At 44.2% G+C, this 19,677-nt stretch carries 15 protein-coding genes; 11 read left to right on the plus strand and 4 right to left on the minus strand.

The window, feature by feature from the left end; all coding sequences use genetic code 11:
* Window positions 1–52 precede the first annotated feature (52 nt).
* From RTN07_RS10295 to RTN07_RS10305, 3 genes are all read right to left on the minus strand, one after another.
* Window positions 53–523: a flavodoxin family protein gene (locus RTN07_RS10295; protein ID WP_312177847.1), complete on the minus strand. Its 471-nt coding sequence runs from the start codon at window positions 521–523 to the stop codon at window positions 53–55.
* Window positions 524–630: 107 nt separating this feature from the next.
* Window positions 631–1,503 carry an SPFH domain-containing protein gene (locus RTN07_RS10300; RefSeq protein WP_076774999.1) on the minus strand — a complete coding sequence of 291 codons (873 nt, stop codon included), beginning with the start codon at window positions 1,501–1,503 and terminating at the stop codon, window positions 631–633.
* A gap of 30 nt (window positions 1,504–1,533) precedes the next feature.
* Window positions 1,534–1,992 (minus strand): NfeD family protein, encoded by a 459-nt coding sequence (locus RTN07_RS10305; RefSeq protein ID WP_312177849.1) that lies wholly within the window; start codon window positions 1,990–1,992, stop codon window positions 1,534–1,536.
* Window positions 1,993–2,212: 220 nt separating this feature from the next.
* On the opposite strand from RTN07_RS10305, the gene RTN07_RS10310 reads away from it, so the two are divergent.
* The 3 genes from RTN07_RS10310 to RTN07_RS10320 all read left to right on the plus strand — a co-directional run bounded on the left by RTN07_RS10310 (window position 2,213) and on the right by RTN07_RS10320 (window position 4,238).
* Window positions 2,213–2,677, plus strand: a complete 465-nt coding sequence (locus RTN07_RS10310; RefSeq protein ID WP_312177850.1) for a MarR family winged helix-turn-helix transcriptional regulator — start codon at window positions 2,213–2,215, stop codon at window positions 2,675–2,677.
* A gap of 281 nt (window positions 2,678–2,958) precedes the next feature.
* Window positions 2,959–3,375, plus strand: a complete 417-nt coding sequence (locus RTN07_RS10315; protein ID WP_007117263.1) for an Ohr family peroxiredoxin — start codon at window positions 2,959–2,961, stop codon at window positions 3,373–3,375.
* A 227-nt stretch (window positions 3,376–3,602) separates the two neighbouring features.
* A complete protein-coding gene (locus tag RTN07_RS10320; protein WP_095356724.1) occupies window positions 3,603–4,238 on the plus strand; it encodes an NAD(P)H-dependent oxidoreductase in 636 nt (211 codons plus the stop codon).
* 148 nt (window positions 4,239–4,386) lie between these two features.
* Here the strand turns inward: RTN07_RS10320 and RTN07_RS10325 are convergent, their stop codons facing one another.
* Entirely contained in the window at window positions 4,387–5,502 is a 1,116-nt protein-coding gene (locus RTN07_RS10325) for a TonB family protein (RefSeq protein ID WP_095356723.1), read from the minus strand.
* Window positions 5,503–5,673: 171 nt separating this feature from the next.
* On the opposite strand from RTN07_RS10325, the gene RTN07_RS10330 reads away from it, so the two are divergent.
* The 8 genes from RTN07_RS10330 (at window position 5,674) to RTN07_RS10365 (ending at window position 19,360) form a co-directional block, all read left to right on the plus strand.
* Window positions 5,674–6,447 (plus strand): ABC transporter ATP-binding protein, encoded by a 774-nt coding sequence (locus RTN07_RS10330; protein ID WP_007117267.1) that lies wholly within the window; start codon window positions 5,674–5,676, stop codon window positions 6,445–6,447.
* Window positions 6,448–6,482: 35 nt separating this feature from the next.
* Entirely contained in the window at window positions 6,483–7,391 is a 909-nt protein-coding gene (locus tag RTN07_RS10335) for an ABC transporter substrate-binding protein (RefSeq protein WP_312177854.1), read from the plus strand.
* On the plus strand, window positions 7,384–9,459 hold the full coding sequence (gene fhuB / locus RTN07_RS10340) for a Fe(3+)-hydroxamate ABC transporter permease FhuB (protein ID WP_312177856.1): 2,076 nt from the start codon (window positions 7,384–7,386) through the stop codon (window positions 9,457–9,459). The genes RTN07_RS10335 and fhuB overlap by 8 nt, the downstream gene beginning before the upstream one ends.
* A 104-nt stretch (window positions 9,460–9,563) precedes the next feature.
* Window positions 9,564–11,810, plus strand: coding sequence for a TonB-dependent receptor (locus RTN07_RS10345; protein WP_312177858.1), 2,247 nt, complete (start codon window positions 9,564–9,566; stop codon window positions 11,808–11,810).
* 95 nt (window positions 11,811–11,905) lie between these two features.
* Window positions 11,906–13,600 carry a multidrug ABC transporter permease/ATP-binding protein gene (locus tag RTN07_RS10350; protein WP_312177860.1) on the plus strand — a complete coding sequence of 565 codons (1,695 nt, stop codon included), beginning with the start codon at window positions 11,906–11,908 and terminating at the stop codon, window positions 13,598–13,600.
* 137 nt (window positions 13,601–13,737) lie between these two features.
* Window positions 13,738–15,870 (plus strand): TonB-dependent siderophore receptor, encoded by a 2,133-nt coding sequence (locus RTN07_RS10355; RefSeq protein ID WP_312177862.1) that lies wholly within the window; start codon window positions 13,738–13,740, stop codon window positions 15,868–15,870.
* Window positions 15,871–15,947: 77 nt separating this feature from the next.
* Window positions 15,948–17,042, plus strand: a complete 1,095-nt coding sequence (locus tag RTN07_RS10360; RefSeq protein ID WP_312177864.1) for an SIP domain-containing protein — start codon at window positions 15,948–15,950, stop codon at window positions 17,040–17,042.
* Between the two features lie 206 nt (window positions 17,043–17,248).
* Window positions 17,249–19,360: a bifunctional 2',3'-cyclic-nucleotide 2'-phosphodiesterase/3'-nucleotidase gene (locus tag RTN07_RS10365; RefSeq protein ID WP_312177865.1), complete on the plus strand. Its 2,112-nt coding sequence runs from the start codon at window positions 17,249–17,251 to the stop codon at window positions 19,358–19,360.
* The last annotated feature ends 317 nt before the right edge of the window (window positions 19,361–19,677 follow it).

A 19,677-nucleotide genomic window follows, 5' to 3' on the forward strand; every position in this document is an offset into this window, starting at 1 on the left:
AATCACGCGGAAAAAAACTTGAGTAATTTACTCGGAAATCATGCTAAAGCCGTTATAAAATATTCAATGATAAACCCGCACAGACTGCCATGGTAAGCTCAGCGACTTGCTCATCAAATGCGCTTGACCATTCACCTTTTAATACTAAAGGCGGTTGTATCCAGCGCCAACGCAATCCTGTGACGATACTCTCTACCGCGCGTTTGCTACCTGTACCGTCAAGCCCAGCACGGATATAACACGCCACAGGCAGTCCTTGTTTTTGCTCAAGCACCGGGTAATAAATTCGCTCAAAAAAATCCTTGGTCAGCCCCGCCATATAACCAAAATTTTCGGTTGTGCCAATGATAATGGCATCCGCTTTTAACACATCTTCCACTTGGGTTTGTAACGGTGTTTTAACAATCACGGTGACGTTATCAATATCCGCTAGCTGTGTGGCGGTTTTTGCAACTTCTGCTAATCGCTGGGTATTATCTGATGGGGTATGTAATACCAATAGTAAATTTTTCATTTCACGCATACTGTATATCCTAAAATGTCATGATTACCCAATTTTGGCGAATAAAAAACCGCAAGGTGATGCGGTTTCAGTCAGCGTTTTAATCAGCATTTGAGTCAAGCCAAATATCAAGGACGGTGGATTTTATCGCCCACTTCCCCCATCATACCGCGCACCGTATTTAAGATATCAGCCGGCAGTACCACGGTTTTGGCATTGGGTGATTTTGACATATCAGTCATGGCTTTGATGTACTGCTCACCTAGTAGATACAGCAGCGGAATCTCGCGCTCGCCTACGGCTTCACTAATCAAGCGAATTGATTGCTCACTGCCTCGCGCCAGCACCACTTGTGCTTCGGCATCACGCCGTGACGCCTCAAGGCGTCCATCGGCTTCTGCAATCGCCGCTTGGCGCTGGCCATCTGCTTTGGTCACTGTAGCACGGCGTTGACGCTCCGCAGCCGCCTGTTCTTCCATCGCCATTTGCATGGTGGTTGATGGGCTAATATCTTGGATTTCCACGGTTTTTAGGGTAATTCCCCAATCGGCAATATCATCAGAAATTGACATTTTTAGCGCGGCTTTGATTTGGTCACGCGATGATAACGCACTGTCAAAATCCATATCACCAATGATAGAACGCAGTGAGGTTTGTACCAAATTACGGATGCCCTGCTCATAATTCTCAATACCATATACAGCGCGCTCTGGATGCACGATATTGATATACGCCACCGCATTGGCGATAATCACAACGTTATCACGGGTGATTACCTCTTGCGATGGAATATCTAGCACTATGTCTTTGGTGGTTACTTTATACGCCACGTTATCGACATAAGGAATGATAAAATTCAACCCAGGCTCTAAGGTCTGATGGTACTTACCCAAACGCTGTACAATCCATTTAAACCCTTGTGGTACGATTTTTACCCCTTTATAAAGGGTAAATAGCACAAAGGCGACCAGAAAAATACCAATACCGCTCAACGCTTCCATGACAATTCCTTTATTGATGCTTATTAATGCCTATTGATGCTTGGTGGATTCTACAAGCAACTCATTTCCAATGACATCCACGACAATGGCTCTATCGCCAACCGCTAGCGGTGCGCTTTGATGGCTACGACACACCCACTCATCCGCCCCAAAAATTGGCACACTAAAACGAATCTTGCCCAATTTATCTGCTTGCGGACTTTGAACAATCATGCCTGTTTCCCCGATGATAACCCCCGAACCCAATCCTGCTGTGGTACGATTTTGCATATACGGCTTGATAAATTTAAAGCCAATGATAGTAAAAATCACCGACAGTATCAGCCATACCATCAGCCAAAAAAACCAGCTAAACGGCAATAACCATGACAAAGCCGCCACCACAATCGCCGCCATACCAATCGATAAACTCACAAAACTGGTCAAGAATAGTTCAAGAATAATCAGCACTAACCCCAAAATTAGCCAGTGCCAAGGCTCAATTAGCATATCCCCACCTTGATTTTTAGTATACCAAACCCATTATGCAAGATTATGAATTTAAAAACAAATGCCGTCATTTAACCCGCTATCTTTGTCACATTATGCACTATCGGCTATCAACTGCTTGACCTCGCAGACCGCTAACTGTGGTTAATGATTGCACAAAGATGCGTTTTTTCCTATAGTGGTCAATGACCCTTTCATCTCTAGAGTCCCAAAAAATACGATGAGCCTTCATGCCCTCAAACTTAGTAACCAGTTATGTTTTCCCATTTATTCACTGTCAAAAAGTATCACTAACCACTATCGTCCCCTGCTAAAAGCCTTGGATTTGACCTACCCACAGTACCTTGTCATGCTGGTGCTATGGGAAAAAAGTCCACAAACTGTCGGCTCATTGGGCGATTTTTTAGACCTTGATACCGGCACCCTAACCCCTTTACTTAAAAGACTTGAAGCCAAAGGCTTCGTGCATCGTGAGCGTGCCACGCAAGACGAACGGGTGGTACAGATATCGCTCACTGCCAAAGGGGATGCCCTAAAAGTTCAAGCTGCGTCCATTCCTAGTGCTATGTTAGCTGCCATGCAGTTAGATGACGAAGCAATAGATCTGCTACAACGAGTAGCACAGAAACTCTGCTCGACTCATACAGAGGTGTGTACCTACAATCTATCACCCAAAAACCATTAAACAAATTTTTAGCCTTAAGCGCTATCTGCCTACGTCTTATCTATTATCATGCGTCTTGTCAGGGTATCGTTAGATTTAGCATTTTTAGTCATTTGTTATTAGTTTGTATGCAGCGTGTGAGAATTTTATTACCTTGTCTAGGCACTGAAAATTATATTGTGTAAAATATAATTGTTTCAAACGAAACATTAAAACCTAAATACTGTGGCGAATGTTATAACGCCTATCGCCGATTTTTTCATTTATTCACGCAAGTTAATTATTCAAAAAAAGGTACTCTTATGAAAATTTTTTATAAAACCCCAACTGCTACCTCAACAGGCGGCCGCTCAGGTCACGTTGCACTAGAAGATGGTTCACTGGGCTTTGATTTACAATCCCCTGAGCAAAATAGCACAGGCGTCAACCCAGAAAAATTATTTGCCATGGGTTATGCCGCTTGTTTTGACAATGCGTTGACTCATGTGGCACAGCGCATGAAGCTAGAAGGGGTCAGCTCAAAAACCTCAGCAGTGGTTGGGCTTGGCATGAATACCCAAGGCGGTTATGCGCTTGACATCGATTTGTATATTGAACTTAGCGGCGTCAGCGAAGAACAAGCGAAAGACTTGGTGGAAACGACGGACAAAGTCTGCCCGTATTCCAATGCGGTGCGTGGCAATGTTGACGTACGTCTGCATACCCAAGTAGTGGCATAATCAATTTAACATAATTGCCATTGCAAGCGGCGTGCTCAAATGTCAAAGACTCATTTGGGCACATTTACCGTTTTGTTGAGCAAGTTGAAAGCCTTTCAAGCGTTCTAACAGCCTATGACAAAATTAGTAACATCGAGCTTTCTTTAGCTTGCTTTAAAGGCTCGGACAATAACTTTTATCGCTCTACTATTATCGTTATAGTTTTATCACTAGATTAGGAATATTTCATGTCACTGATTGAAAATTTACAATGGCGCCATGCCGTCAAAGCCTTTGATCCAAACCAAAGCGTGAGTCAGGAAAATATCGACAAAATCATCGAAGCCGCCCGACTGGCGCCCACCTCATCGGGATTGCAGCCCTTTAAAGTTATCGTGGTCAAAAACCAAGCCATCAAAGCGCAGCTAGTGGCGGGTGCGCTCAATCCTGACTGCATGAAAGAATGTTCTCACGTGCTTGTTTTTGCAGGTTGGCAGGATTATAGCGCCGAAAAAATTGATACCGTGTATGACATGACCACAGATGAGCGTGGCTTACCTAGAGGTCGTTTTGATAGCTATACTTCCATGCTCAAAGCAAGTGTGGCCAAAAAAAGCGCAGACGAAAATTTTGAACATATCGCTCGCCAAGCTTACATTGGCTTGGGACTTGCGTTAGCTCAAGCAGCAGAGCTTAAAGTAGATAGTTGCCCTGCCGAAGGCTTTGATCCTAAGCTGATTGACGAGGTATTAGGTTTAGAGAAACTGGGGCTAAAAAGCATCGTAATCATATACGTGGGTGTCTCAGATCCAGCACGTGATTGGATTGCGCCTATGGCAAAAGTACGCGTAGCCACTGAAGATTTTGTGATTGAATACAATTAATTCATTAGCTATCAAAAACCTCTAAGAAAAACCCTCTAAATAGCTTATTTAGAGGGTTTTTTATATCTACAATAGGCAAGTGATATTGGTTAAAGCAATTTGTACGGGGATAAGCTTTATGAAAAACGGATTTTTTTAATAATCATCTTTATTGACAGCGAACCGGTAGATTGACAATACCCACCACCGGTACACCATTTTTGGTAAAGGGGTTAAATTTGCCGCTCTTAGCCTGCATAGACAGTTGTCTATCGACTCTGACATTGCCGGTCGATTTGGCTAAAGTGACGCTGGTTGGATTGCCTTGTTTGTCCACCGTATAGCGAATAATCGCTGTTAATGCGCCGTTTTCCAGGTCTTCACTATGACAGCTAAAGCTAGGTTGCCGCCGCCAACTTGCTTGCCCTGCCGAAAAGCTCACAGGTGAATTATTTTGCGCTTGTTGCGCTTCTTTATCCTTGTCGGCTTGTTGTTGTTTTGCCTTTTCAGCTTTCGCCCTAGCTTCATCTGCTTGTCTGGCTTTGGCATCAGCTAACGCTTTTTGACGATCTATTTCTGCTTGTTTGCGCTCGCGCTCTTGTTGTTCAATTAATTGGTTGTCCAACGCTTTTTGCCGTGCAAGCGCTTGTTGGCGTTCCAATTCTTGTTGCCGTTCCAATTCTTGTTGTTGTTTTAAGTCTTGCTGTCTGGCGAGTGCTTGCTGGTGTTCAAGTTGTTGTTTTTGCGCTTGTTCGGCTCGCTCATTGGCGAGGGCTAGTTGCCTTGCCATGACAATGTCTTGGTCAACTTGTGGCGGCTTGACGATCGGTTTTTCTGCTGGTTTCGACGGTTCGGGTAACGGTTTAATCGGTTGTTCTACATGTTTCTTAGCAATTGGTTGAGGAATCGGTTTTTCGACTGTTTTCTCGATAGGCTTGCTGATGGGTTTTTCTATCGGCTTTTCTTTTGGTTTTTCTGCTAGTTTTTCTTTTGGCTTTTCGACGGGCTTAGGTAGTTGTTTTATTGGTTGTGGCTCGGCTGTTACCGTCATCTCTTCAGGCTTGGCTGGCGCAGGTGGTGGCGCGATAAAGCTAATTTCTAACGGTGGCGTGACTTTGGGCGGTTTGATATCAGGCGTTGCCATATTTGCCAAGCTAATCGCTACGATACCATGTAAGCTCAATACACCAATCAGTGCCAACGTGCCCGACTTTTTATCGACTATGCTGCTAATATCGTTTGAGAAATGGGCTGGACTAAAGTTAGCGTGACGTTGGATAGACATAGTTATAGCGCTGTATGTTTAGGGAAACTTTTGAAATCGCTGTATTATAGTGTGAATGAGAATCGTTATCAATATCTTAAATGATATTAATTCTTATTTATAAAAATTAATGATAATTATTATCATCAATGCTATGATTTGCTATTTTAAAACTTTGACCCGGGTCAACTCATGCTAACCACCCAATCGCTTACCGTCATGCGCCAACAAAAAACCCTCTTAAACAACATCAATGTTACCATTGAGAAGGGAAAAATCTATGCCTTAATTGGGCATAACGGTTCGGGTAAATCGACCTTAATTAAAGCTTTGGCAGGGGAAACCACCCCCACTAGCGGACAGATTTTATTACCGGATTTTGCTGACAAATCAATCTTTGATTTACCGCCAAAAACCCTCGCCCAACAAGTCGCCTATTTACCGCAAAAATTGCCTGATGCCAGTCAATTTACCGTTGCCGAACTGGTGATGTTAGGGCGATACCCTTATCAAAAATGGCTACAAAAGCCTACGCCACAAGACCATACTAAGGTGCGTGAAGCAATGGCGCTGACCCAAGTCACGCCGTTTGCCGAGCAATCAGTGGCAACGCTATCCGGAGGGGAGCGCGCCAGGGCATGGCTTGCCATGTGTATCGCCCAAGATACGCCCTATTTGCTACTTGATGAACCACTTGCCCCGCTCGACATCGTCTATCAAGTTGAAATACTGCGTCTCATTCGTGATTTGGCACGGCAGAAAAACAAGGCGATTGTGATTATTATTCATGATATTAATCTTGCGGCACAGTTTTGTGATGAGTTTATTGCGTTAAAAAACGGCAAGCTTTGTCATGTTGGTGATATCGCCAGTACCATGCAACCGCAAGTGCTTGACCAGATTTTTGGTATCAATTTGCATTTATTAAGTCACCCAGTCACCGGTAATAAAGTGGCGGTGGTGTGATGAGAGCTTTTTGCTTGCTAATTGTTTTGTTTTTTTTGACAGCGTGCCAGCCTCAGCGGGATTTAAAGCTTGAAGCGCCCCCCGCAGAGGCTCACAGCGTCAAAGTCATCACCCCTGATTGGGCGGTGGCTTCGACACTCACCGCCCTAGGCTATCCACCGATTGCCACAGGCGATACCAAAAGCTACCGTGAATGGGTGGGGACGCCCGCGCTGCCAAGTGATATTATCGATATTGGGGAACGATTCACCCCAAACTTTGAACGGCTTGCCCAACTCACCTCATCTTCTAACAATATTGTGATTATTGATAATGATTTTTATGCTCATCTAAGACCTGCTTACGGCAACACACCCCATAAGTCGGTGAGTTTTATGTCAAAAAACGCGATAGCGACTTGGCAGGACTATGCTGAACCGACACTTCAGCTGGGTGAAATTATTCATCAGCCGCAGCGCGCCCAGCAATTTTTAACCCAGTCAAAAAAACAGCTTGGCAAGCTTGGTGCGACATTTCGCCAAACACATCCTCACATCAAAAAAATTGCGGTGGTGCAGTTTGCCGATAGCAATAATTTGCGGATTTATACCAACAATAGTCTGTTTCGACCGACATTTGAGGTGATGGGGTTAAATTTGATTACACTTGAAGATCAGATGGGTAAAGGCAATCTTTGGGGATTTAATTCGCTGGCATTGAGTGATTTGGCAAAACTTGATGATGATACCTGTTTGGTAGTGGTTGAGCCGTTTAGTCCTATGCTACGTCAAGAATTAGCCAAGAATTTGCTGTGGCAGCGGCTAGGCTATGGCGCAAGGGCTAACAATAGTCGCTGTATGGCAGTATTACCGCCGATTTGGCTGTATGGCGGTGTGTCTTCTATGGTGGTATTTGGCGAGCGATTAAATCAGGCTCATTGGTTAGGGGGCAAAGCGCATGGGTAATAAAACTAGGCTACAACATAACCAGCGAGATAATCAGCGAATTATCAAGCCCTTTAATGCCCCTGCCTGTTGGTTTTTTATTGGCTTATTGTCGCTGGTTTTAATGACCACGGCTTTAGTTTTTAAAACTACTTGGCATGATGCCTTGGGGTTATTATTCGCCCGTTCACAGTCGCTAACTTTAGCGCAAATGGTGGCGCAGTTACAAATTTTGCCGACTATGTTAGTGGCGATATTTGCCGGGGGATTACTGGGCGTAGTCAGTGTCTTGCTACAGCAATTGGTCAAAAACACCCTTGCTTCAGATAGTACGCTTGCGGTAGGGACAGGGGCACAATTGGCTTTATTAATTGTGACGCTGTTTTTTCCCAGTTTTGGCTTGTATGGTAGCTTTTGGGTGGCATTTATTGGCGCATTGCTGAGTATGGGCTTGGTGTTTGCAATTGCTGCCAACAGTCGTATGAATCCTGTGGTGCTCATTTTGGGTGGTTTGGTGGTCAATATTTTGTTTTCTGCTATATCCTCACTGTTGATGATTTTTTTCTCAGAAAGGGTAATGGGCGTTATGGCATGGGAAAGCGGTAACTTAACCCAAACCAGTTGGCAAAACAGCCAGTTTTTTGTGCTAATAAGCCTAATCTTGCCCGTTATCTTGTTATTTTTGGTCAAACCTTTAACCATTATGAGCCTTGATGAACGCCAAGCCAAAGCCTTGGGAGTACCTGTGGCTGCCGTGCGTATGCTGGTAGTAACCCTTGTTGCAGTAGTCACGGCAAGCGTGGTAAGCCGCGTGGGCGTTTTAAGTTTTGTCGGTTTGGCTGCGGCAAGTGTCGTTAATGTAGTAGCGATTCGCCCGATTGGACAACGATTACTGGCAGGATTTGCCTTTGGGGCGATGTTGTTATGGCTCACTAATAACATTGTGACGCTGCTGTCACCCTTGTTCAAACCATTATTTAATATAACGCTGCCTGTGGGGTCGGTCACAGGAATATTAGGTGCCGGGTTGATTATTTGGTTGGTCATTCGACAAAGTAAACAGCCCATGATTGCCGAACAAAGCCCTAGCCTATTGGTCGGCAAACGCCGATATTTTGGTGGCGGTTTTTGGGTGGTTGCGGTCGGGTTGTTGCTGCTTGTGACGGTAGGTGTATTACATATTTCCCCTGATGCGATGGGCAGTTTTGGGTGGCATACCGAGGCAAGTTTTATCGAAAATTTTCGCCTGCCGCGTACGTTATCGGCAATGGCAACAGGTCTGATGCTGGCTACCGCAGGGGTGCTATTACAAAACTTGACTCGAAATCCGATGGCAAGTCCTGAAGTCATGGGCATCAGTTCGGGTGCAGCATTGGGAGTGGTATTGGTGTTCGTGCTCAGTCCAGTGATACTAGGCATACTGGGACTGGCAACCGATTCTTTTTGGGCATTGGGATTGCCGTTATTGGGCGGACTGTTAGGTGCGGCTTTGGTGTTACTGTTGGTTTTGTGGCTTGCTCGTCGGCTATCCTCAAGTTACTTGTTACTCGTGGGTGTGGCGATTTCTGCATTGATGGGTGGTATGTTAACTTTAATCAAACTGTCAGGCGACCCTCGCTTACAAGCGATGCTCAATTGGCTATCGGGTACAACATATCATGCTTATCCTGTAACGGCGTGGGCATTAATGGTCATTGGTACAGTGTTATTTTTGCTCAGTTTTTTGCTACTAAAGCCGCTTAGGGTGATTAGCCTAGATGAAACGATGGCTCGCAGTTTGGGCGTATCAGTAAGACGTAGCGAAATACTGATTTTTAGCCTTGTAGCGGTGTTAAGCACTGTTTCGACACTGGCGGTTGGACCGCTAAGTTTTATTGGATTGATGACGCCGCATTTAGCCAAGACACTCGGGGCGGTGCAGTTACCTCACCAATTAGCCTTATCAGCGCTCCTTGGCGCCGGATTGATGCTGATTGCTGATTGGGTGGGACGTTATGCGATTTTTCCTTATGAAATACCTGCGGGCACAATCGCTTCCATCGTAGGCGGTTTATATTTTTTATGGTTAATGAAAGGGATGAAAAATTAAAACATAACTTCTTTGGTTACGGTATCATTACTTATTGTAAATAGAAATAATAATTGTTATCATTCGCAAAAATGTTTTATCTATTGTCTTTTGAGTGATTGAATATGCGTTTATCCCTATTATCTTTAGCCGTGCGTTCGGCTTTGGCAGCGAGTACGATTGGCTTATTATCAACCGCGGCGATGGCAGAAGAAGCAAATACCACGGATGCTGCCACAGAAACCCTACTCGATGAAATCGTGGTCACTGCAAGTGCGGATGCGTCAAAAACTGGTTTACTGCCAGCCTATCAAGGTGGGCAAGTCGCCACCGGTAGCCGTATCGGTATTTTGGGTAATAAATCGACCATGGAAACGCCTTTTTCGACCACGGCCTATACCAATGACTTTATTTTAAATAAACAAGCGGATTCTGTTGGCGATATCCTAAAAAAAGATTCAACGGTGCGTGTGGCTCGTGGCTTTGGTAACTTTCAAGAAGCTTATCTCATTCGCGGATTTGTCACCAACTCTGACGATACCATGATGAACGGCTTATACGGCATTATGCCTCGTCAATTTATCGCAAGTGAGCTATTTGAGCGGGTCGAAGTACAACGTGGCGCTAGCACCTTCCTAAATGGCATGGCGCCTGGGGGAAGTAATAAAGGGGGCACAGTGAATTTGCTGCCAAAGCGTGCCACTCAAACGCCGATTCGTAAAGTCACTATCAGCAGCGAAAATGCCGAAAATGGTAAAATTGCCCTAGACGTGGGACAACGGTTTGGCGCAAATCAAGCGTACGGTGTGCGTGCCAATGTCGCCTATCAAGATGGCGGTACAGCAGTCGATGATGAAAAAGCCAAATTGGGTTTGGTCGGTTTGGGCTTAGATTATCGCCAAGATAACATGCGGTTATCGGCAGATTTGGGCTATCAAAATAACGAACTGCAAAAAACACGCACCAATGTCACCTTGTCAGGTTTGACCCGTGTACCCAATGCCGCTGATGCCAAAAGCAACTGGTCGCAACCGTGGAGTTATTCAAATGAAAAAGATGTGTTTGGCACATTACGGGCTGAATATGACCTTAGCCCAAATTTGACTGCGTATGGCGCGTATGGCTTTCGTCATGGCGAAGAAGAGAACTCGCTCGCTAACTTGACGGTCACTAATCTAAATGGCGATGGCACCACCTACCGCTTTGACAATGCCCGTGAAGACGACATTAACACAGGTGAAATCGGTATTCGTGGCAAACTGACCTCAGGCAAAATCAACCATAACTGGGTAGTGTCTGGCAATATCTATAAATCACAGATAAAAGCACCTTATCAATTTGATTGGCAAAACACACTAACGACCAATCTATATCACCCAACCTCGTACGCCAAACCCAGCTGGTCAGCAGCGGCGTTGGCAGGTGGCGATATCGACCATCCTACTAAGACAGGCGAAACCACCCTCACCAGTGTGGCATTGGCAGACACCCTAGCCTTCATGGATGATAAACTTCAAGTGACCTTGGGGGCAAGACACCAAACCATTGAAGATGAAAGTTTTGACCCCACCACCCAAGCCAGTAATGGCAAATATAAAGAAAGTAAAACCACGCCTGCGTTTGCCCTATTATATCGCCCTAGCGATGAATGGTCAGTCTTTGCTAACTATATGCAAAGCCTCAGCAAAGGCGAAAATGCCCCACTCATCACCACCATCGATGGCGTAGCAACTGAGCTGACCAATGCAGGTCAAGCCATGTCACCGTACGTCACCAAACAAAGCGAAATCGGCGTGAAATACGACCGCGGCGTTATCGGTGCAGGTCTCACCGCTTTTCAAACCAACAAGCCGCGTTATACTACCGTTGATACTACCTTTGAAGCGCATGGCAAAAACCAACATAAAGGCATTGAGCTCAATGTATATGGACAACCCACCGCCAATATGCGAGTGCTAGGCGGCATGACCTTCCTTGATACCGAGCAAAAAGACACCGGTAGCGATGCCACTGAAGGGAAGCAAGTTATCGGTGCGGCAAAACACCTGTTGAATCTAGGGCTAGAATATGACTTACCCCAAGTAGATGGCTTAACCTTAACAGGCGATGTCATTCATACCGGCAAACGTTACGCCAATGATGCCAACACCCTAACAGTCGATGGCTATACCACTGTGGATTTGGGCGCAAGATATAAAACCCAACTTGCTGGTAAAGCAGTCACGCTCAAAGGGGTGATTGCTAACGTCACCGATAAAGACTACTGGTCATCGGTAGGCGGTTATGAAAATACCGCAGGTGACAACGGTGCAGGCTATCTTACCTTAGGTGAGCCACGCACATTGAAGCTGTCAGCGACCTTTGATTTTTAATTTTACCCATTGTTAACGTTTGCCATCGGATAAAGCTTGCTTTGTCCGATTTTTATTTGAGACTGCCTAAAAAATAAAAGCTAAACAGGAAATACATGCTCCCTACTACCATGCCCCTTATGACCCTTATCTGGCAACAGCACCGCTTTGCCTTTATCAAAGTCATCTTGCTCAATCTGCTTAATGCCTTGGTGAATGTCGCTATTATCGCCTTTATTAACCGTTTTTTAATCGCAGCAGTCGGCACTGATAATCCCCTCTTAGGCAGTTGGCAGATATTAGCGGTGTTTTTGGTAGCGATTATGGGTTTATTAGCGACAACGTTTATGTCACAGCTTGCCTTGACTAAGTTAGGGCATCGCTTTGTGTTTGAATTACGTTCGCAACTGATAAAACGTATCTTAGATACTTCAATCGCCCAAATCGAAAAAATCGGTAGTGCCAAGCTGTTAGCCAGCTTAACTACCGATGTGCAGTCGATTACTGTGGCGTTTGTACGCTTGCCTGAGCTGGTGCAAGGGGTGATTATTTGCACGGCGACCGCGGTTTATTTGGGGTTTTTATCTCTGCCAATGCTGCTTGTGGTCATGGGGTGTATTACGCTGACCATTTTTATCAGCAGTAAACTCGTTGGTCATGTGTATGCCCATTTAGCCACATTACGAGAAATCAATGATGCACTGTATCAAGATTATCAAGCGGTGATTGATGGACGAAAAGAACTTGCCTTAAATCGTGAACGTGCCAAACGTCTATTTACCAATGATTATCAACGCCACGCAAGCGACTATTTCAACCATATTGTCAAAGCCGATACTTTTCATTTATCAGCCGTAAGCTGGTCAAATATTATGATGTTTGCCGTAATTGGGGTGATTTATGCCCTAGCCAATATTTATCACTGGGTAGATACCGCCACCGCCACTACGTTTGCCCTCACCGTATTATTTATCCAGTCGCCTTTACTGATGGCGATTGGGGCATTTCCCACCGTGCAAACGGCTAAAGTTGCCTTGGAAAAAATACAATCATTACAGCTTGCCGACTATAGCCCAGATTTTGATACCCAAATTTTAACCCCAAATTGGCAAGTCATTACTTTTAAAAATATAAATTATCACTATGACAATAGCGCAAATTTTGGCTTAAAGCATATCAACTTTACGTTAAAACGCGGCGAAGTGGTGTTCTTAATTGGCGCCAATGGTAGCGGAAAATCCACACTTGCCAAGCTCATCACAGGGTTATATCAGCCTAAATTTGCGGAAAATTCCGGTATTTTTATCGATAACCAGCCTGTCGCCTCAGAACATTACCCCCATTATCGCCAGTTATTTTCAGCGATTTATAGCGATTTTTATCTGTTTAAAACTGTGATGGGAAGCGCGCAAAATACGCCCAATGCCGAGTTAATCGATAATTGGCTAGATATTTTAGCCATCAAAGAAAAAGTCAGCGTCACCGATAACCAACTTAGCGCCACCGAACTTTCGCAAGGGCAGCGCAAACGCCTTGCCATGCTGCTTGCTGTCGCCGAAGAAAAGTCTATTTTACTGCTTGATGAATGGGCTGCCGACCAAGACCCTGCCTATCGCCGTGTGTTTTATCACCATATTATTCCCATGTTGCAAAAAATGGGCAAAACGCTGTTTATTATCAGTCATGATGACAGCTATTTTGAAAAAGCGGATAGATTGTTGATGATGAAAAATGGCGAACTCAGCGAGCTGACCGGTTTGCAACGCGAAAAAGCCAGTCTAGATGCCATTACAGTGATTGGTGAGCATTAAGAATCTATTCGACCTGCGCTAAAACCTCGTAAAAGCGGATTAAATATAATTGCAAATGAGAATGATTATTGTTATTATTTTCATTACTTTTAACATACTGTAAATTTCTGTAATTATTTATTAGGGCGGGGTCACTTATGCGTTTATCTTTTTTATCAGTAGCAATACGGGCGTCTTTAGCAGTAGGTATCAGCCATGTTTTTACCAATCAAGTGCTGGCAGACGTTGCGACCAATAGCGAAGAAGCACCTGAAACCACATTAGATACCTTGGTCATTCGTAGTGATGCTTACCGCACCACCGCTACCAAGACCGCCCTTGACCCCGAAAAAACCCCCATGAGTTATTCTCGTATCGAGCAAGAGACATTGCAGCAACGCCAAGCAGACAGTGTCGCGAGTGCGCTGCGTTATGAGCCAGGTGTCAGTAGCGAAAGTCGTGGGACGGTTGGCATCTTTGATGAATATACCCTGCGTGGTTTTAAGAATTATTCCAACTTTTATGACGGGATGCGGCTGCCGTATGATGGGGCGTGGAATCTGATGCCCCAAGTTGATATCTATGCAACTGAAGCTGTGGAAGTGCTCAAGGGACCTGCTTCGTCACTGTACGGCTATAATGAGCCGGGCGGCATGGTCAATCAAATCGCCAAAACCCCAAAAAGTACCTCCGAAAACGAAATCAGACTACGGGCAGGCACCAATAATCTTAAAGAAATCGCCATTGACAGCACAGGTCCTATTAACGATAGCACCAATTATCGCATGGTGGCATTAGCCCGTGAAAAAGACGGACAAATGCAAACGACCGAAGAAAAACGGGTGCTACTCAATCCCTCTATCGAATACAAACCGAGCAACAATATCTCGGTGCTTGCCAATTTGTATTATCAAGATGACCCTCATCAAGTTCCTTCTACCCCACTACCAAGCGTTGGCACAGTGTATAAAGCCAGTTATGGTAAGTTGGACGCGGATGCCTACGCCGGCGATAAATGGAATGATTTTAGTAAAAAAGTCTTTATGCCAAGCGAGACCATCAACTGGAAAATCAATGATTTGTTAACCTTTAAACATACCTTGCGTTATACCGATGCCGATGCCCAACAAAAAAACACCTACCATCAAGGCTTTAGCGAGGGCTCAGACAGCCAGCTTATACGCACCGCCTACACGACCGATGAAAAAATGACCAACTGGGCAACCGATAACCAATTGGCTTATAGTCTGATTACCGATAATACCTCGCACAATTTGCTATTGGGTGTGGACTATCAAAAAACTGACAGCACCGCTAAGTACGCAGACGCCATGTACAATGGCATACCCATCATCGATTTAAGCGATCCTGATTATGAGTTATTTAGCAAAACTGCCCTTAGTTTGACAGGCTATCAACAAACCGATGATATTGAGCAAAGTCAATTCGGCGTTTATCTACAAGATGAAATGCAATGGAACAAGCTCACTGTGGTCGCAGGGTTACGCCATGATGATTATAAAAGCACCACCAAAACCACTGCCACAGGTAGCGATACAAAAACCACCGTCAACGAAGCCAAGCAAACATCCGGGCGATTGTCCGCCCTGTATCAACTTGACAATGGGTTTGCCCCGTATGTCAGCTACGCTCAGTCATTTCAACCCTTATTGGGCGTCAACTATATTACAGGTGAAGCATTTAAGCCCACCACCGCCAATCAAGTTGAAGTCGGCATAAAATACAGCTCAGCGGATAAAGCCACCAAAGCCACGCTGTCTGCCTACGATATCACGCGCAAAAATGACAAGGTCACTGCCATCGACTGGACCAAACAAACCCAAACAGGTGAAACCACATCAAAAGGTTTTGAAATTTCTGCCGATCATCGTTTCAATGATTGGTTAAATGTGGGTGTCGGCTATGGTTATGTCGATGCCGAAATCACCAAGGATGAGTTTAACCCCCAACTGGTTGGCAATACCCCGCAACAAATTGCCAAGCACAACGCCACACTTTGGGCAAGTATGAAACCCAACGCCAAAACCGCGGTGCAAGTGGGTGTGCGACACATCGCTGGGATGCAGATTGATAGAGAGAACTCAGATACTTTGCCAAGCGTGACCTTGGTGGATTTGGCTGGCAGTTATCAAATTAACCGCATGTTCGATGTGGGCTTGAATGTCAGTAACTTGTTTGACAAAACCTACGTGGGTAGTTGTTATGACCGCAACAATTGCTGGATGGGCGCAGAGCGACAAGCCAGTGTTAGCTTAACAGCGAAGTTTTAATCAGGTTCATAAATCTAAACAAAGGACTTGTTACCCCAAGTCCTTTCCTTATCGCCCTTTAACAAAAATTACATTCTATGCACCCAGAAAATCTGACTTTATTTGATGACCCCGAAATTGCCGACATCATCGATCACATCAACGAAGACCACAGCGATGATATGAAGCACATGGCGTTAGGCTTGCTAAACTTAACCAAGGTTCAGCAAAAAACCTTGCAAAATGCGACCTTGCGCCAAATCTATCAACAAGGCTTGCTCTTGGATTTGCAATTTGCGCAAAACGAGCCGCACTTAGACAATCAGCTTTTGGCATTTAGTGAGCCGACCCAAACCCTTGAAAAATTCAACGACCAATATGTCGCCTTATTGCAGCGCAGTGACCGCAAACAAGGTAAAAAAACCATTGACATCAAGCAGCGTCAATTTTGTCTGCAAAGCGTGGAAGCGGTTAGTCACCATATGTATCGTTTGACAGTGCAAACAGATAGCGATTTATCCAATTTACCGGCAGGTTATGCGTTTTTGTTTGATGTCAAACTACCCGACACCGACCTAAAAAAACACCCCCGCCCCTACCGCTATTATACGCTTCGCAAGGCATGGCAAACCGTGAATGAAAACGGCGAAACGCAAAACCTTGCTTGGATAGATATCTATTGTCATGGAGAAAAAAACGGCGAAATCAGTCTTGGCGAAACCTGGGTAAAATCGTTAAAAACAGGCGATGTGTTTACCAGTGAGCGAGAATTCCCCGAAAAAATCGATCATCTCGGTGTTAATCAGCCACAGGGACAAAGTCTATTAATCGCTGATGAAACCTCACTACCGACCGTAGCCAGACTGTTAGAGCAGTCGCCAATGACCGAGCAGACAATACCGCCGATTATACTGACCTTTTTGCAAAGCCCGCTAGATTTGGCTTATTTAGAAGACGTTTTAACCCAGTATCCTGCAACGGTGTTGCCAATTGTGGCGAATGATAACCAACTGCCCCATACGCAGATTTTTACGACCCTACAAAATTTTTTGCAACAACATCCTCACAAAATTGACCACATCTGGGGTGGGCTTGAAGCCACAACAACGAAAAAACTGCGTTTGTTATTGGATGAGTTATTACAGTTAAGTCGAGATAATAGCGTACTTAAGGTGTATTGGCGAGCAAGCTAAGGGTTATCCAAGAATTGGGCAGACAATCAGATGCATACGTGAGTACTTGGTCGTAACAACTGGTTGTTTGCAGTGTCACTTGACGGTAGGCAGAGGGCAGTGAATTTTATTAACCCCTAACTATTCATCATTTTGTCACGCAACCTTTCTATGATATTTCACAAATTTATCAACGCTCTTATTTGAGCCTAATTTAGTGAGCTATCATGAACTATAAAACCCATCATTATAAAACCCATCATTATAAAAACCATCATTATAAAAACCATCATTATAAGAATACGCAAATCAAGCGCATTTGCCTTACCACATCCATGATTGTAGCAAGCATGTCACTTGTTGCTTGTGATAACAATGATAATGATAGTAATGACCCTAAACCACAGCAAATCGCTACCAATACGAACCTTAACTTTACTATTCTTGAAACGTCAGATTTACATAATAATATCATGAGTTATGATTATTACAAGTTGACAGAAGACAAAAGTTTGGGGCTTGAGCGAACCGCAACGCTTATCGATAACGCTCGTAGTGAATCTGCCAATAATATCTTGCTAGATAACGGTGATACCATTCAAGGTAGTGCTTTAGGTGACTATCAAGCAACGGTGAACCCTGTCAAATGCGACGAAACCTTGGGCATTTATAAGGTTATGAATGACCTAAAATACGATGCAGGTACGATTGGTAACCATGAATTTAACTATGGGTTGAACTATCTTAATCAAATTACAGGCAGTCAGTTTAATGTTGATGGCATAACCGCAAGTGCCAGTGCTTGTAAAGGACCTGACTTCCCCTTGGTTTTATCCAATGTCATTAGTTCTCGCAATAATCAGCCGCTGTTTAAGCCTTATAAAATCATTACCAAAACTTTTACGGCAACCACACCAGAGGGTAAGACGGTTACCGTACCGCTAAAAATTGGCATCATTGGCTTTACCACACCCGGTATTATGCAATGGGACAAAAAATGGCTAGACGGCAAAGTCACCACCGCCGGTGCAAAAGAAATGGCAGAAAAATACGTGCCACAAATGAAAAGTGAAGGTGCAGATGTCATTGTCGCCTTGTCGCATGGTGGGATTGATACATCCCCATACAGCCCAACGATGGAAAACGCCAGTTGGCATCTATCGCAAGTGGCAGGTATTGATGCGATTTTGATGGGACACACACATCAAGTGTTTCCTGATGCTAGTAGCAAAGACACCCGCTTAGACCAGGCAGGTATTGATAAAGTTAATGGCTTATTAAACAACGTACCTGCTGTCATGCCAAGTTTTTGGGGCAAAGGGTTAGGGGTCATCAAATTGAATCTAACCTTTGATGGCAAAAAATGGGTCGTCAATAAAAACAATACCAAAGTGGAAGTGCGTACTATCCAAAATGCTGATAAAACTTTTGTAGCAGCCAACCCGCGAGTGGCTCAATTAATTCAGGCAGAACATAATGCCACTATTAATTATGTCAAAACCCCAATCGGTACATCCGATTTCTCAATGACTTCTTACTTTGCTGATGTGGGTGATGTGTCAGCGATTCAAGTGGTCAACCAAGCGCAAGCCAACTATATTAGCGATTATATTAACGCCAATTTGCCACAATATAAAGATATCCCTGTCTTATCGGTGAGTGCCCCATTTAAAAGCGGATTTGCAGGGGGTTCAGATTATACGGATGTCGCGCAAGGCAATATCGCCATTAACAATGCGGCTGATTTGTACCTGTATCCAAATACCGTGTTTGCAGTAAAAATACAAGGCAGTGATATCAAAAAATGGCTAGAGAATTCTGCCAAACGCTTTAATCAAATAAACCCAAGCCTTACTACGCCACAAGCGTTAATCAGCACTTTTCCTGGGTATAACTTTGATATGTTTACCTCACCCGATGTGCAATATGAAATTGATGTGACTAAACCTATCGGTAGCCGTATCCAAAACTTAACCTACAAAGGCAAGCCGATTGAAGACAACGCACCATTTATCATCGCAACCAATAACTATCGTGCATCAGGTCTAAAGGAGTACTACAGCATCAATAGTACCAATGTGGTTGAATCACCTGATGCCAATCGTGATGTCCTGATTAACTACATCAAAGCAGCTAAGAATTTATCATTAACCAATAATGGTAGCAGTCGTAGCTGGCGGTTTGCCAAAGTAAAAACAGCGGGTCCTGTAACCTTTAAATCGAGTGCAAACAAAATTGACTTTGCCCAAAAAGCAGGATTAACCAATATTAGTGTCGTAAATAATGACGATGGTTCAAATAAAGGCTTGGCAGATTATGCGATAGATTTATCAAAATAATCGCCAAAAAACTTGTATTTTATTTATCGTTAAAAAGTGTGGTAGTTGCCACACTTTTTCTAATTTATAAAGAATTTAACAGTACATCGGACAAGCTTTGACATGCCATCCTTCTTACGTTTATACCGGATTTTACGACACTTGTGTTTTGTTGTTTGGTTTTCATAAAGGTAGTGTCTTAGCGTGGTCTCCGACAATACCAAATATAAAACATATTGAGAAACTACAATGCAAAAAAACACCCCCCTTACAACAGTAAGGGGGGTGTTTTGGAATAGGGAGCTGACGATGACCTACTCTCACATGGGCGAACCACA

Source organism: Moraxella sp. CTOTU46934 (genome assembly GCF_031979465.1).
GTDB lineage: Bacteria > Pseudomonadota > Gammaproteobacteria > Pseudomonadales > Moraxellaceae > Faucicola > Faucicola tetraodonis.

Coding starts and splice junctions, on each gene's coding strand:
- RTN07_RS10295 (WP_312177847.1), bottom strand. CDS start 523: ATGCGTGAAATGAAAAATTTACTATTGGTATTACATACCCCATCAGAT.
- RTN07_RS10300 (WP_076774999.1), bottom strand. CDS start 1,503: ATGGAAGCGTTGAGCGGTATTGGTATTTTTCTGGTCGCCTTTGTGCTA.
- RTN07_RS10305 (WP_312177849.1), bottom strand. CDS start 1,992: ATGCTAATTGAGCCTTGGCACTGGCTAATTTTGGGGTTAGTGCTGATT.
- RTN07_RS10310 (WP_312177850.1), top strand. CDS start 2,213: ATGAGCCTTCATGCCCTCAAACTTAGTAACCAGTTATGTTTTCCCATT.
- RTN07_RS10315 (WP_007117263.1), top strand. CDS start 2,959: ATGAAAATTTTTTATAAAACCCCAACTGCTACCTCAACAGGCGGCCGC.
- RTN07_RS10320 (WP_095356724.1), top strand. CDS start 3,603: ATGTCACTGATTGAAAATTTACAATGGCGCCATGCCGTCAAAGCCTTT.
- RTN07_RS10325 (WP_095356723.1), bottom strand. CDS start 5,502: ATGTCTATCCAACGTCACGCTAACTTTAGTCCAGCCCATTTCTCAAAC.
- RTN07_RS10330 (WP_007117267.1), top strand. CDS start 5,674: ATGCTAACCACCCAATCGCTTACCGTCATGCGCCAACAAAAAACCCTC.
- fhuB (WP_312177856.1), top strand. CDS start 7,384: ATGGGTAATAAAACTAGGCTACAACATAACCAGCGAGATAATCAGCGA.
- RTN07_RS10345 (WP_312177858.1), top strand. CDS start 9,564: ATGCGTTTATCCCTATTATCTTTAGCCGTGCGTTCGGCTTTGGCAGCG.
- RTN07_RS10350 (WP_312177860.1), top strand. CDS start 11,906: ATGCTCCCTACTACCATGCCCCTTATGACCCTTATCTGGCAACAGCAC.
- RTN07_RS10355 (WP_312177862.1), top strand. CDS start 13,738: ATGCGTTTATCTTTTTTATCAGTAGCAATACGGGCGTCTTTAGCAGTA.
- RTN07_RS10360 (WP_312177864.1), top strand. CDS start 15,948: ATGCACCCAGAAAATCTGACTTTATTTGATGACCCCGAAATTGCCGAC.
- RTN07_RS10365 (WP_312177865.1), top strand. CDS start 17,249: ATGAACTATAAAACCCATCATTATAAAACCCATCATTATAAAAACCAT.